The organism is Proteus mirabilis ATCC 29906, from assembly GCF_000160755.1.
GTDB lineage: Bacteria > Pseudomonadota > Gammaproteobacteria > Enterobacterales > Enterobacteriaceae > Proteus > Proteus mirabilis.
Window position 1 is genome coordinate 171,582 of sequence record NZ_GG668583.1, and the last position, 13,371, is coordinate 184,952.

Annotated in this window: 13 protein-coding genes; 8 read left to right on the forward strand and 5 right to left on the reverse strand. The window is 38.9% G+C overall.

The genetic code is table 11. From position 1 onward, the window contains the following. Positions 1-330 precede the first annotated feature (330 nt). Entirely contained in the window at positions 331-465 is a 135-nt protein-coding gene (locus tag HMPREF0693_RS19710; RefSeq protein WP_004246803.1) for a hypothetical protein, read from the reverse strand. 325 nt (positions 466-790) lie between these two features. Here HMPREF0693_RS19710 and HMPREF0693_RS19605 point away from each other — a divergent pair, with 325 nt between their 5' ends. The 7 genes from HMPREF0693_RS19605 to rluF all read left to right on the forward strand — a co-directional run bounded on the left by HMPREF0693_RS19605 (position 791) and on the right by rluF (position 5,977). Further along, positions 791-1,477 (forward strand): hypothetical protein, encoded by a 687-nt coding sequence (locus HMPREF0693_RS19605; RefSeq protein WP_004246804.1) that lies wholly within the window; start codon positions 791-793, stop codon positions 1,475-1,477. Beyond that, on the forward strand, positions 1,455-1,871 hold the full coding sequence (locus HMPREF0693_RS16730) for a hypothetical protein (protein ID WP_004246806.1): 417 nt from the start codon (positions 1,455-1,457) through the stop codon (positions 1,869-1,871). Before HMPREF0693_RS19605 ends, HMPREF0693_RS16730 begins: the two co-directional genes overlap by 23 nt. 328 nt (positions 1,872-2,199) lie before the next feature. Next, on the forward strand, positions 2,200-2,508 hold the full coding sequence (locus HMPREF0693_RS16735) for a helix-turn-helix domain-containing protein (RefSeq protein ID WP_004246808.1): 309 nt from the start codon (positions 2,200-2,202) through the stop codon (positions 2,506-2,508). Positions 2,509-2,849: 341 nt separating this feature from the next. Then, positions 2,850-3,467 carry a glucose-1-phosphatase gene (yihX, locus tag HMPREF0693_RS16740; RefSeq protein WP_004246809.1) on the forward strand — a complete coding sequence of 206 codons (618 nt, stop codon included), beginning with the start codon at positions 2,850-2,852 and terminating at the stop codon, positions 3,465-3,467. An 80-nt stretch (positions 3,468-3,547) separates the two neighbouring features. Continuing rightward, the gene (gene dtd, locus HMPREF0693_RS16745) at positions 3,548-3,985 is read left to right on the forward strand and encodes a D-aminoacyl-tRNA deacylase (RefSeq protein ID WP_004246810.1); all 438 of its coding nucleotides are present in this window, start codon (positions 3,548-3,550) and stop codon (positions 3,983-3,985) included. A gap of 23 nt (positions 3,986-4,008) precedes the next feature. Beyond that, the gene (gene fabY, locus HMPREF0693_RS16750; protein WP_004246811.1) at positions 4,009-4,923 is read left to right on the forward strand and encodes a fatty acid biosynthesis protein FabY; all 915 of its coding nucleotides are present in this window, start codon (positions 4,009-4,011) and stop codon (positions 4,921-4,923) included. 175 nt (positions 4,924-5,098) lie between these two features. Next, on the forward strand, positions 5,099-5,977 hold the full coding sequence (gene rluF / locus HMPREF0693_RS16755) for a 23S rRNA pseudouridine(2604) synthase RluF (protein WP_004246812.1): 879 nt from the start codon (positions 5,099-5,101) through the stop codon (positions 5,975-5,977). An 87-nt stretch (positions 5,978-6,064) separates the two neighbouring features. On the opposite strand, the gene HMPREF0693_RS16760 is transcribed toward rluF, so the two are convergent. The 3 genes from HMPREF0693_RS16760 to HMPREF0693_RS16770 form a co-directional block, all read right to left on the reverse strand. Beyond that, positions 6,065-6,304 (reverse strand): hypothetical protein, encoded by a 240-nt coding sequence (locus tag HMPREF0693_RS16760; protein WP_004246813.1) that lies wholly within the window; start codon positions 6,302-6,304, stop codon positions 6,065-6,067. A gap of 83 nt (positions 6,305-6,387) precedes the next feature. Further along, positions 6,388-8,076 (reverse strand): AsmA family protein, encoded by a 1,689-nt coding sequence (locus HMPREF0693_RS16765; RefSeq protein ID WP_004246814.1) that lies wholly within the window; start codon positions 8,074-8,076, stop codon positions 6,388-6,390. 245 nt (positions 8,077-8,321) lie between these two features. After that, positions 8,322-9,713 (reverse strand): uracil-xanthine permease family protein, encoded by a 1,392-nt coding sequence (locus HMPREF0693_RS16770; RefSeq protein ID WP_004246815.1) that lies wholly within the window; start codon positions 9,711-9,713, stop codon positions 8,322-8,324. 242 nt (positions 9,714-9,955) lie between these two features. Between HMPREF0693_RS16770 and gltS the strand changes: the two genes are divergently transcribed. Then, positions 9,956-11,170, forward strand: coding sequence for a sodium/glutamate symporter (gene gltS, locus HMPREF0693_RS16775; protein ID WP_004246816.1), 1,215 nt, complete (start codon positions 9,956-9,958; stop codon positions 11,168-11,170). Positions 11,171-11,282: 112 nt separating this feature from the next. Here gltS and recG read toward each other — a convergent pair whose 3' ends face one another. Further along, entirely contained in the window at positions 11,283-13,370 is a 2,088-nt protein-coding gene (gene recG, locus HMPREF0693_RS16780; RefSeq protein ID WP_004246817.1) for an ATP-dependent DNA helicase RecG, read from the reverse strand. Between the last annotated feature and the right edge of the window lies 1 nt (position 13,371).

A 13,371-nucleotide genomic window follows, 5' to 3' on the forward strand; every position in this document is an offset into this window, starting at 1 on the left:
TTTGTTATTCTGATAATATAATTCTTAGGGCGCGTTAAGCGCCCTGAGTTTATAAAACCCCGTCACTTCAGTGAAGTGATCCTAGCTCTACCCTTGCGGTATCGAAAGATTACAGTGCGTACCTGATAAGAGCACCAATCAACGGACTAGAGATTTTTCGATTGCACCATCGAAAGAAGCCCAACCTAACCAGAAGTACCCAACTTAGCTAGTTGCACGAGCTAAGGCACAATAACCGAATCATAGAGAAAAGCAAAGACAGGAAGATGCTGTCGCTTCGCTCTGTTTTGATTAGTACCACATTGAGGCATTAGGTTTTTATGCTAAATGCTATAAGTCTTTCATATGACGTTTTATCGCCTCTTCACTTTCAGTAAGCCAGGCATCTCGTTGTTCTTGGTCTTCTTGCTCCTTTTTCCATAGTTCTATTTGCGCCGGACTAAACCGATTTTTCCTTTTGACCATTTGGTTGAGCCTTTTTCATTTGCGCATCTCAGTCTCGGGTTTTACTTTTTTCGCTTTCATCCGATATCTCATAAATCATTGACTACTTTTAAAAACGTTAATCGCATTTTTAAGTTTAAAAAAGAGATGCTCAGAACCACCCAAAAACCAACAGAAACTGTGCTAAACTGCCAATACAGATTTGGTATTATGAGATGCGTTTGTTGCTTAAAATTGTTTTGATGGGGAATTAGAGATAAATGGGCAGTTTTCACTAACTAACTAGGCCGTTTAACATAATGGGTCTTATCTGAAACTAAATTGCAATAACAAAAGATGAGTGATAATGACAAAAAGATCAGATATTGATGGAGGCAGACTTATCTATACCAAAGAAATTGGATGGATAGATAAAGGCCATGCAAAAGGTGAAGATGCATCCACTTTAATGAGTGTTCTAACTGCAGGAGACTATAGTACTAAAGAGCCATATTTTACCTTGAAGTACACTCAATACATGGGAAGAGGAAGAAGTTATGGGGTGTCAAAAATAACTCGATGGAAGGTTAGAAGAGGATTATCAGATAATGATAAAAAGAGAGTAGCTCTTACTATTATTATGTATACCACTCATAAATTTGAATCTCTTCAAGATTCTTTTCCTTTTAGTTGGTTTACGGATAGTGGTTATAGTGGAGAGGATTGCATATCAAACTTATTAGGATTTTACAGAGCAGTTAGTGACGTAGACCCAATGACATATTTAACAGTATTAAGTAAAGAAGAGGCTTATCGTCGCTGGGATTATTACGGCTCTATTGGTAAATATAAAAATAAGCTTTTCAAACCGTTAATTTTTCCTGATCCAGCTATTTATCCAAATAATGCAAGACCTTACTTCGTTTCATTACCATGCTATTTGGATCGCGTAAAACCGATAGAAGATATTAGAAATAATAGTATTTTAATTCATGTAAAAGATACAACAGGAATAAACATTGGAGCTGAAAGTGAATGGATTAAAATTGAATAAATTTTTTATTTTTCCAATATTATTGATTTTATCTTTAATGACGACCATCATTTTACTGATGTTTCCTGGTGACAGAGAATATACCAAGTTAAATTTCGTTTATTATTACCTATACACTTTTGATGAGGTCAAAAAAATAGATTTTATATCAGATGAATATATCATTATCTATAGACCCATAGATGGAAATTCAAATGAGTCCAATGATGTTATTTTTTTTAATATAAAACCTGAAAAGAACATAGCTCTTATTGATAATCTATCTAAAAATGGATTCACCTCTACATATGATGATTTCTATAAAGAAGAGCGATGGGTTAAAGATAATATACATATAAAAATATCTATTGATGAAAAATCAAGAACCACATCACTTTTTGTTGAGAAATCTTAAATGTTTTGACTAATACTATCACCTGACATTCCTGCACAAATGTGATCCCAAGATATACTTTCATATCTAATAGTAATATCTTCATATGGTTGTGCATTAGCATGAATAAGTGAGTTCGGATAATGCGCTGATATACCTATAATGCTAGCTTTTGTTATTTTTCATTCCTTGATTTCCATTTACAACTCAAGTGTTGTTTCTTGTCTTATATACAACTTGAAAGTTGTTTTTATTGCTGTATACAATTTATAAGTTGTTTTTTGTTTATATACAACTAAAATGTTGTATATAATGCTAATGTAATCACTGAAATGGTTTAGAGTTAATTATGAAGACTATTAATGAAATTGCTAATTTAATAGCGGAACAACGTAAAAAATTAGGTATTGAGCAAAAAGATATGTATCTACGTATCGGTATGAAACAGCAACAATACCAACGTATAGAATCAGGAAGTGATTTAAAACTATCAACCTTATTAAGAGTATTAGAAGGACTAGATTTAGAGTTATCAATTAAGGCTAAAAATTCTAATATAAACCCTATGATTGCAAGTACTGTGATAGCGAATAAAAGCGAAATTGATTTGAAAGATGATGGGGATGATCTCGACTTTTGGTTTAAAACAGAGGAATAAGGTATGAATAAACAAATCGAGAAAGTGGAAGGCCTTAATATTCAGCTACATGGCATTTTAAATGCTTGATGAGCATAAAGAGAAATTAGTATTACATTGGGCACAGTTGCATGATGATTTTAAAATCATAGGAAAATAAATGGGGAGAGAGTACCTTATCATCACATGGCAATTCCTTTATAGATAAGGATGCTTCTCGTCTTATTTTTCGTCTCTTCCCCTTCTGGTTTTATGTTTTTCAAAAAATTAGGTGTGAATATGGTATTTTTTATCGTTTAAGCCTATTCACTCAAGCAATTTATGATTAAAGTAAAACGAGTTTTCTATTATGGAGAGAATTTATGCTTTATATCTTTGATATGGGTAATGTGATTATCGATATTGATTTCAATCGTGTTTTTGCCGTGTGGAGTAAACTCAGTGGGGTTCCATTAGCCAGTATAAAAGATAATTTTACGACTGGGGAAACCTTTAAATTACACGAACGAGGCAATATTACGGATATAGAATTTGCAGAAGCTGTCTGTGCTGAGCTTGGTATTGGACTGAGTTTTGAACAGTTTGCGGAAGGATGGCAGGCTATTTTTATCGCTGTTCGCCCAGAAGTCATAGATATAATGAATAAGCTAAGAGAGCAAGGTCATCGTGTGGTGGTATTGTCAAATACTAATCGATTACATCAAGATTATTGGCCTCAGCACTATCCTGAAATTGCCGCTTCAGCGGATTTTCTCTATTTATCCCAAGATATCGGTATGAGAAAGCCAGATCCTGAAGTGTATAAATATGTGCTACAGTCCGAAGGCGTTGAAGCACAAGATGCTGTCTTCTTTGACGATTTACAAACTAATGTCGATGCAGCCATTGCGTTAGGTATTCAAGGTGTTCATGTCGTAGATAAAAATACGGTTGTTGAATACTTTAAAGATCATGATTTTACTCTCCCAGTAACAGAATAACGTTGTAATAGGATAACAATTAATTGAATTTGTTATCCTTTTTTTATAAACACATATTCGGTGTTAATCAGGAATACAGTATGATTGCGTTAATCCAAAGAGTGACACAAGCGAAAGTCGATATTGCCGGTGTGACTGTTGGTGCCATTAATCACGGCTTACTCGTGCTATTAGGAGTAGAAAAAGACGATAACCAACAGAAAGCAAAAAGATTGTGTGAAAAAGTGTGTGGTTATCGTATTTTCAGTGATGAAAATGACAAAATGAATCTGAATGTACAACAAGCAGGTGGTAGCCTATTAGTCGTATCGCAATTTACACTGGCCGCTGAAACCCAAAAAGGGATGAGACCGGGTTTTTCTAACGGAGCGCCTCCTGAAATGGCTGAAAATTTATATCACTATTTTGTTGAGCAGTGTAAGCAACAAGGTTTAGAAACCCAAACAGGGCAATTTGCCGCCGATATGCAGGTCACCCTGACTAATGATGGCCCAGTGACATTCTGGTTGCAGGTCTAGTTGAATTATAATAGGAGCTTACTATGTATCATTTACGAACCCCTAAGACGCAAGCAGAATTAGCAGCTTATTATACTTTTCGTTGGGAAATGCTTCGTAAACCGTTACATCAGCCCGAAGGCTCCGAAAAAGATGGTTATGATACCTTAGCGCATCACCAGATGGTGGTTGATGACAGTGGGCAACCCGTTGCTATTGGTCGTCTCTATATAAATGCCGATAATGAAGGTGCAATCCGCTTTATGGCGGTACGTGAGGATGCTCAAGGTAAAGGATTAGGCTCTTTAGTTGCCATGGCGTTAGAGTCTTTAGCTCGCCAAGAAGGGGTAAAGCGTATTGTTTGTAGCGCCAGAGAAGAGTCTGTTCGTTTCTTTGAAAAATTAGGTTATGAGAATTGTGGTTTAGTCACAGGTCCTCAAACTACCCCGATCAAACATTACTTTATGAAAAAAAGTATTGAATCATTAGATGATATTCTCCATCGTCCTGATTGGTGTGCGGAGTTACAAAAACAGTGGCATCAGCATATCCCCCTAAGTGAAAAAATGGGGTTACGTATTACGCAATATACGGGCACCCGTTTTTATACCACGATCCCTGAATCCGGTAATCAAAACCCACACCATACTATTTTTGCCGGTAGCCAGTTTTCTTTAGCAACACTGACCGGTTGGGGGCTGATTTGGTTGTTAATGCAAGAGCATAAACTGCAAGGCGATATTGTGCTGGTGGATGCGCATATTCGTTATCGTAAACCAGTCTCTGGTCGGCCGTCAGCCGTTGCTGATATGGAAAATTTAAGTGGTGATTTAGGACGATTAGCGAAAGGAAGCAAAGCACGTATTAAGTTAGATGTTGATATTTGTGGTGATGAAGGAACGGGGGCGGTTTTTAGCGGCACTTACATTGTGTTACCCTCACAAAATAAACAGTGCTAAATAATAAATCTCTATTTAATTGAAAATTAAGTTATTTATTGTTTTTATCTCTCTTTTTTTCTACCTTTTTCTTATCATGGAAATGGGGAGTGAGAAATCTCTGCTTTAGTGTCTACCTAATAGTGTTTCTATCGTCACTTAATTGAGGTATATTCCGCAGTTTACGGAGGGAAGCATGGACACCAATTTATCTACTCGTCTTAATAAATATATCAGTGAAAGCGGTATCTGTTCACGTCGTGAAGCCGACCGTTATATCGAGCAAGGTCTGGTTCTTATCAATGGTAAGCGCGCAGGCATTGGCGATCGCGTAACGGCTGGCGATGAAGTGAAAGTGAATGGACGATTAATTGAAGCGCAAGATAATTCTGAGCTGGTGTTGATTGCACTGAATAAACCTGTAGGTATCGTCAGTACCACAGATGAAGGTGAGAAAGATAATATTGTTGATTATGTTAACCATAGCACCCGTGTTTTCCCAATTGGTCGTTTAGATAAAGATTCTCAGGGACTGATTTTTTTGACTAACCATGGTGATCTGGTCAATAAAATCTTACGAGCGGGTAACTCCCATGAAAAAGAGTATTTGGTCACGGTTGATAAACCCATTACTGATGAATTTATTCGCGGTATGGGGGCGGGTGTTCCTATTCTGGGACAAAAAACCAAGAAATGTAAGGTGAAAAAAGAAGCCGCAATGGTATTTCGTATCACCTTAGTACAAGGTCTAAACCGTCAAATTCGTCGTATGTGTGAATATTTTGGTTATGAAGTCACCAAGCTTGAACGTATCCGTATTATGAATGTTAGTTTGGCGGGATTACCTGTCGGGGAATGGCGTGACTTAACGGATGATGAGCTGATAAAGCTATTTGATGCTATTGAAGCATCAAGCTCTGAAGCCCCTAAACAGAAGCAAAATAAACCTAAGAAACAGATAAGTAGTAATGCGAAAGCGTTAGGGATCCATATTCCGAAAACAAAAGCCAAAGAGACGGAAAATAATACGCGTAAACGCTTTGCACAACCAGGGCGTAAAAAGAAAAAACGTTAGTTTGTTTCTTTTATAATTCTGAGTTAAATAAGCGCCTATAGCGGGAGAAATTAGCGCTTATCCCGCTTTATTCCTCAGTGCAATCAATCACTCTAAATCCAGTTCATCGAGTTTCTTTTGGCGACGTTCAAGTACAATGGCGGCTAATTCTGCATCCATAATACGCCCCATTAGCGTGTCATAATCCTGTTTTGATAGGCAATAAAATAACGGAGTTTGGTTATTATCACACACTTCGACACTACTACTATTTTCAAGTGCGGTTAAGGGTGCTTGCTGAAATTCATCAAGAGTGATTGTTGGCAGGGAAAAATTGTCATCAGACATGAAAACTCCGCAATAAGAAAATAGAAAGAGTCTGCATTGTAACGCTTTTTGCAGCAGGCGCAATCTATGCGCCTGCTAAACCATCAAAAGGATAAATTATTTATTATTTCGCCGTCTTGCATCCTGTCATCGATAGGCGTTTGGTCATCTTTTTTACCTATTAATGTACCATTTAAGGTCGGTATAACAGCGTCAGCGGCTAAGTTGCCTTTCAGTTTTAAGGTAAATTGTCCTGTTTCATCGGTAGGTTGCGATAATTTCCAACCCATATTATTAGGCAAAGAGAGGGGCACATTCAGCCCATTGACGATAAGAGAAAATAGTCTTTGGTTATTGTTTTGTTCTAATGCAGCAGAGCCACGCACGATGCCTTTATCTACGAAAGCAGAAAACTGTGGAATAATGGCAGTATCTTGTTGTGTCATTAATGTTATGTCAGGGCGGCGAAGCTCTACGCCATTTAATGTACCACTATCAGCACTTAACGTCGCGGTGCCTTGCCATAATCCCCATTGCCCATCTTTGGCGATGATTAAATTTTTCAGTTGGCCTGTTAGGCCGGTAAATTGAAAAGGAAAGAGGGGATTAATATCAATGAGGATAGATTGGTTTAATGATAACTGCTTAATATTGATACTCTTCACATCTTGCTCAATAGGTTTAGCAAAGAAGGAGAGCCATTGCTCAGGTAGGGTATATAAAATACCTGAGAGTGTTGCATCTTCAATATTTAAAGTCTTTGTCTCGCTGTTCCATTGTCCTGCTAGTTTTATTAGCCCTTTTTCATAGCGTAAGCTTAAATTATCTATGTTAAATAAATTATCTTGCTGATTTAACTTAGCGATCACATCAGTGACATGTTGATTTTTATACACAATATCATCGGTGTTTAGCTCACCGGATGTCAGTGATAGGCTATTATTCCACGCAATTTGAGAAAACTGCCCAGCCAATCCACTTATTGCCCACTGTTTCCCTTCGGCAGTAAAATCAACAATGTTCAATTGCTTGATAGTCATTACTGGAGATTGACTTAATGATTGTTGTAACTCTTCTAAGGTTTTTGTGGATTGCCAACGCAGTCCGGTTAAGTAAACATCATTAAGTTGCCATTGGTTATCTTGATATTGGCCTGATAAAGAGAGTGAGCCATTAAGGAACTGGGTGGCTAATTTTTCAATCAAAATACGATTTGGTTGATATTCGCCAGCAACAATAAAATTATTAAAGCTATTTTTTCCTATCATGCCATCAGCAATGGAAAACTGAAAATGCCCCGCACCAATAGGATCGGTCGATGTAGGTTTCCAAGGTGTGATACCTCCCGTTATTTTGTTAGCGCTAAAGGTGAATGTTGTGCTAGATGTTGGCATGCTATCTAACTGCATATTTTTAAACTGGAGAATATCTGCACTAACAGGAAGGGGAGCTATTTTATTAGCTAAAATAATTTTACCATTCTCTAAAGTAATTTTTTGCAGATGAGACGGCGTAGTAAAAAATTGCCAGTTAAACCTAAGTTGTGCTGATTGGGCTAATACGGCGGTTTTATCTTGTTTGGGGTTAATGGACAGATCATAAACAACAATTTGTTCTGGTTGAGTTAAATCATGTTCAATACCGGAAAAGCGAATGTCATAATCACTATACTGTGTTAACCATTCACTGGTTTTTTGCGCACCCCATTGTGTTTGAAGAAAGGCATAAATCACAATAATAAATAAAATAACGATAAGTATCAGAGATACCAAACTTTTTATCAGCCAGCGCATAACCTTTCTCCTGTTTTATACTCCATCAAAACATCATACAGTTATGCCTGAAAATTGACTTTTGCTCAAGTATTCATCAATAAAAGAGTAATTATGACATTCTCTTTTATCTAGCCGATATTCTTGCCTAAAAGTAAATAATAATTTTATTGCCTTAAGTAATAATTAAATAATGTTATTAATCAATTTATTAAATGCGCTATTCCGATCAAAGAGTGAAATAGCGCCGGATTGTGTTTCAGCTATTATTTTTCGGGTGGAAAAATCAGGTTTAAAATAATAGCGGTTAGACCGCCTGCAGCAATACCGGATGACAGTAATGTTTTTAGCCAATCTGGTGCAAACTGTAATATTTGAGGTTGCTGTGATACCCCAAGTCCTACGGCCAAAGAGATGGCGAGGATCATAATAGCACGACGATTTAGCGCCTCTTTAGAGACGATACGCACCCCAGATGCAGCGATAGTACCAAACATAACAAGCGTTGCCCCTCCCAGTACAGGTTCAGGAATTCGTTGTACAAATTCTGCCACAGAGGGAAATAACCCTAAAATAATCAACATGGCTGCTACGACATAGCCCACATAGCGACTTGCCACACCTGTTAATTGAATAACGCCGTTATTTTGCCCAAAACAGGAGTTTGGAAAGGTATTAAAAAACGCAGAAACCATAGAGTTCAATCCATTTGCTAATACGCCCCCTTTAATGCGTTTCATATAAAGTGGCCCACTGACGGGTTGTTCTGAAACATCTGAGGTGGCAGTAATATCACCAATGGTTTCTAATGAGGTGATCATAAACACCAGCATTAGTGGGATAAGTAAATGCCAATCAAATGAGAGGCCATAATAGAAAGGTTCTGGTACGGTGATAATCGGTGTTTCTTGTTGTTCAGGCGGTGTAGGTAGCATATCTAGCCACCATGCCAAAATATAACCGACAGCCATAGCAATCACTAAAGAAGCGACACGTAAATAAGGGTTTCTTTGACGGTTAAGTAAAATAATAACCACTAATACCGAACCCGCTAATAAAAGGTTTTTAGGTGAGCCAAAGGTGTTACTTTCAATAGCGGCGTAACCACCACCAATAGAAGTAAGCCCAACTTGAATTAAAGAAAGGCCGATAATCATCACCACAATTCCTGATACCAATGGTGTGATAATCCGGCGAGCTAAATGTAAAAAACGCGATAATAGCACTTCGGTAAGTGAAGCAACCATTAAAGTGCCAAATAGAGCCGCCATCATTGTTGGAATATCCGCGCCACCATTTTTTAATGCCAATCCCCCCATAATCAGAGGAGCCACAAAATTAAAACTGGTGCCTTGAATTGATAATAAACCTGAACCTACGGGACCCCAAGCTCGAATTTGGATCAGTGATGCAATACCTGAGGCGAATAATGACATACTGATAATGCGTTGAGTGTCATGTGCAGGTAACCCTAATGCTTGGCAAATTAAGATAGCAGGGGTTATTACGGCGACAAACATGGCTAATAGATGCTGACAAGCCGCAAATAGTGTTTGTGGTAATGGGGGCTTTTCTTCTAAAGCGAATAGAAGCTCACTCGTTTTTTGGGGCGAAATCTGACTACTTTGTGACAAATTACGATTTTCTGAAGTAACCATGATGTGAATTTCTTATCTGGCAAAAAGCGTATTTTAATGATCTGCGCCACAAAAGCAATCGTTTGCGTAAAATTGATGTTATCAAAATGCATAAGAGGCGCTCACATTTTTATATGTTTTAACTTGTGTTTATCGTCGTTTTTTTTTCTAATCGGGGTATACCTGCTTTTGGCGTTGTTCATGGATGAACTTAGCGTCGTAGTTTTTTTATACAAAATTAACAAATAAGACGGGGTACATAAATGTATCATCTCGATGTTTATGGCACGCTAGTCGCGGCCACTTTGGTTCTTTTACTCGGACGTAAGTTAGTGAAATCTGTTCCTTTTTTAGAACGGTATACGATCCCAGAACCCGTTGCAGGTGGGTTACTTGTTGCAGCTCTTTTACTTGCATTAAAATCATTTATGGACTGGGAAATTAGCTTTGATCTCTCCTTAAAAGATCCACTGATGCTCGCTTTTTTTGCAACAATTGGTTTAAACGCGAACCTTGCCAGCTTAAAAGCGGGAGGAAAAGCGCTGTTTATTTTTGTGTTTGTGGTCGTTGGATTACTTTTAGTTCAAAACACAGTAGGTATTGCATTAGCAGAAATGCTAGGCCTTGATCCTCTTATGGGATTATTAGCCGGTTCTATTACCTTATCAGGTGGTCATGGAACGGGTGCCGCTTGGGGGAAAACATTCGTTGAAAGCTACGGCTTTATGAGTGCCTCTGAAGTGGCTATGGCTTGTGCAACCTTTGGTTTAGTGTTAGGTGGATTAATTGGTGGCCCTGTTGCGCGTTATTTAATTCGTAACATTCCAACCCCAGGCGCAGGCAGTGATGATCATGAAATGCCTACAGCCTTTGAGAAACCCGCTACGGGGAGAATGATCACTTCAATGGTGTTATTGGAAACCATTGCGATGATTTCTATCTGTTTAATGGCAGGGACTTTCTTATCTCAGTTACTAGAAGGTACGGCTTTCTCATTACCTACCTTTGTGTGTGTACTGTTCATTGGCGTTATTTTAAGTAATAGTCTATCAATGCTCGGTTTTTATCGTGTATTTGATAGAGCCGTTTCTGTTTTAGGTAACGTTAGCTTATCGTTATTTTTAGCGATGGCGCTGATGAGCTTAAAATTATGGGAGCTGGCATCACTGGCAATACCTATGTTGGTTATTCTCGGTGTTCAAGCGGCAGTAATGGCATTGTATGCAATTTTTGTCACTTTCCGTGTTATGGGTAAAAATTATGATGCGGCAATTTTGGCAGCGGGTCACTGTGGTTTCGGTTTAGGCGCTACGCCAACGGCTATCGCTAATATGCAAGCTGTGACAGATCGTTTTGGTCCTTCTCATCTTGCATTCTTAGTTGTTCCGATGGTCGGTGCATTCTTTATTGATATAGTGAATGCGATAGTGATCAAATTGTATCTGATGCTACCATTCTTTACGCCTATAGCAGGGTGATGACAGTGTTCATCTAGTTCGAATGAGAACGGCACAGATAAGTCTGTGCCGTTTTCTTTTATAACAAGTATTAAGCCCTCAAGTGCGCTCTAAGCCATTTAAACGGTGTCGTTTAAGCTTGGCTATATTGGGTCTTTGCAGGTAGCCAGCGTTCTATTAACGCTTGCGAATGCTTAGGATAATGTTGATGTAAATAACGAGCAATACGTTGTACTTCAGGAATAAGCGCCTGATCGCGTAATAAGTCTGCGACTTTAAATTGTGCATTGCCCGTCTGCTTAGTTCCTAATAGTTCACCTGGTCCTCTTATCTCGAGATCTTTTTGTGCAATAACAAAGCCATCATTACTGTCTCTGAGCACTTGTAAACGTAAACGAGCAGTTTGAGTTAAAGGCGTTTTATATAATAAGACACAATGGGAAGCCATTGCACCTCGACCAACACGCCCTCGTAACTGATGTAATTGTGCAAGACCTAATCGTTCAGGGTTATCAATGATCATTAAACTGGCATTAGGTACATCTACTCCGACTTCTATCACGGTCGTTGCGACCAAAAGCTGTAGTTTGTTTTCTTTAAAGTCGGCCATCACCGCCTGTTTTTCTGCCGGCTTCATTCGACCATGAACCAATCCAATCTTGATTTCCGGTAAGGCAATCGTCAGCTCATCATAAATAACTTGTGCTGCTTGTGCTTCAAGGACTTCGGAGTCTTCAATTAACGTACAAACCCAATAGGCTTGGCGATTTTCTTCGCTACAAGCCACCCTGATACGTTCAATGATGTCATTTCGCCGAGTGTCAGGGATAGCCACTGTCGTTACTGGGGTTCTACCAGGAGGTAGCTCATCGATAATGGAGGTATCCATATCCGCGTAAGCGGTCATCGCCAGTGTTCGAGGAATGGGGGTTGCGGTCATCACCAATTGGTGTGGATGAAAGCCTTGCTCTTCGCCTTTTTTCCATAATGCAAGGCGTTGATGTACTCCAAAGCGATGTTGCTCATCGATAATGACTAATGCGAGAGAGTGAAACTTAACTTGCTCTTGAAAAATGGCGTGAGTGCCAATAATGATGGAAACCTCACCATTAGCTATTGCATTTTGTTGTGCTTCTCGCGCTTTACCTTTTTGTTTGCCAGCCAACCACCCCACTTGAATACCAAAAGGCTCAAACCATTTTCTAAAGGTGAGGGCATGTTGCTCCGCTAGTAACTCAGTGGGCGCCATTAAAGCCACTTGTTTACCATTGGCTATCGCTCTTAATGCACTTAGTGCAGCAACTAAGGTTTTACCTGAGCCAACATCTCCTTGAATTAGGCGCATCATAGGATAATTTTTTTCTAGATCTTGTTCTATTTCATTGACGACGCGCTGTTGTGCTGTGGTGGGTGTAAAGGGCAATGTTGCAAGAAATTGTTCACGTAATGTTGAGCCATGTGGCATTAATAAGGGTTCTGCACGATAAGATTGTGCTCCTGCCCGAGCATTAAGCATACCTAAGTTATGCGCCAATAATTCTTCAATAATCAGCCGTTTTTGTGCAGGATGTTGCCCCTTTTCAAGTTCAGCAAACGCAATATCAGGGGGAGGATTATGTAAGGTTCGTAACGCGGTAGCGAGTGGCGGTAAACCATAAATAAATTGATCAGGAAGCAGTTCATTAATGGCACAAGTATCAAGTAAGGTTAAGGCTTGTTCTATTAATTTACGCAACGATGTCTGGCGTAAGCCTTCTGTTGTTGAATAAATAGGGGTAAGCGTTTCTTGTAACTTAACTTCTGAGCCAGCCACTTTAATTTTGTATTCGGGGTGAATAATTTCAGGGCCTCGACTTCCTCGTTTTATTTCACCATAAGCGATAACTTGCTTACCCTGAGCAAGGTTATTTTTCATGGCTGCCGTGAAGTTAAAGAAGCGTAAGGTTAAAATACCTGAACCATCAGAAATTTGGCAGGTCATCATTTTTCGACGACCAAAATTTACTTCGGTTCTTAAGATTTCACCGGAAACAGTGGCTGGAATACCAGGAAGTAGATCGCTGATGGCATATAGATGGGTTTGATCTTCATAGCGTAAAGGAAGATGAAGCAATAAGTCTTCCACAGTGACTAACCCTATTTTGGCCAGTTTATCTGCCTGACTTGCACCTACGCCGTGAAGAGTGGTTAAGGGGATTGCATCAAGCAGTTTTCCTTTCATG

Bases quoted from the DNA above. Each gene is read 5' to 3' on its own strand.
- HMPREF0693_RS19710 (WP_004246803.1), bottom strand. From the start codon at position 465: ATGGTCAAAAGGAAAAATCGGTTTAGTCCGGCGCAAATAGAACTATGG.
- HMPREF0693_RS19605 (WP_004246804.1), top strand. From the start codon at position 791: ATGACAAAAAGATCAGATATTGATGGAGGCAGACTTATCTATACCAAA.
- HMPREF0693_RS16735 (WP_004246808.1), top strand. From the start codon at position 2,200: ATGAAGACTATTAATGAAATTGCTAATTTAATAGCGGAACAACGTAAA.
- yihX (WP_004246809.1), top strand. From the start codon at position 2,850: ATGCTTTATATCTTTGATATGGGTAATGTGATTATCGATATTGATTTC.
- dtd (WP_004246810.1), top strand. From the start codon at position 3,548: ATGATTGCGTTAATCCAAAGAGTGACACAAGCGAAAGTCGATATTGCC.
- fabY (WP_004246811.1), top strand. From the start codon at position 4,009: ATGTATCATTTACGAACCCCTAAGACGCAAGCAGAATTAGCAGCTTAT.
- rluF (WP_004246812.1), top strand. From the start codon at position 5,099: ATGGACACCAATTTATCTACTCGTCTTAATAAATATATCAGTGAAAGC.
- HMPREF0693_RS16760 (WP_004246813.1), bottom strand. From the start codon at position 6,304: ATGTCTGATGACAATTTTTCCCTGCCAACAATCACTCTTGATGAATTT.
- HMPREF0693_RS16765 (WP_004246814.1), bottom strand. From the start codon at position 8,076: ATGCGCTGGCTGATAAAAAGTTTGGTATCTCTGATACTTATCGTTATT.
- HMPREF0693_RS16770 (WP_004246815.1), bottom strand. From the start codon at position 9,713: ATGGTTACTTCAGAAAATCGTAATTTGTCACAAAGTAGTCAGATTTCG.
- gltS (WP_004246816.1), top strand. From the start codon at position 9,956: ATGTATCATCTCGATGTTTATGGCACGCTAGTCGCGGCCACTTTGGTT.
- recG (WP_004246817.1), bottom strand. From the start codon at position 13,370: ATGAAAGGAAAACTGCTTGATGCAATCCCCTTAACCACTCTTCACGGC.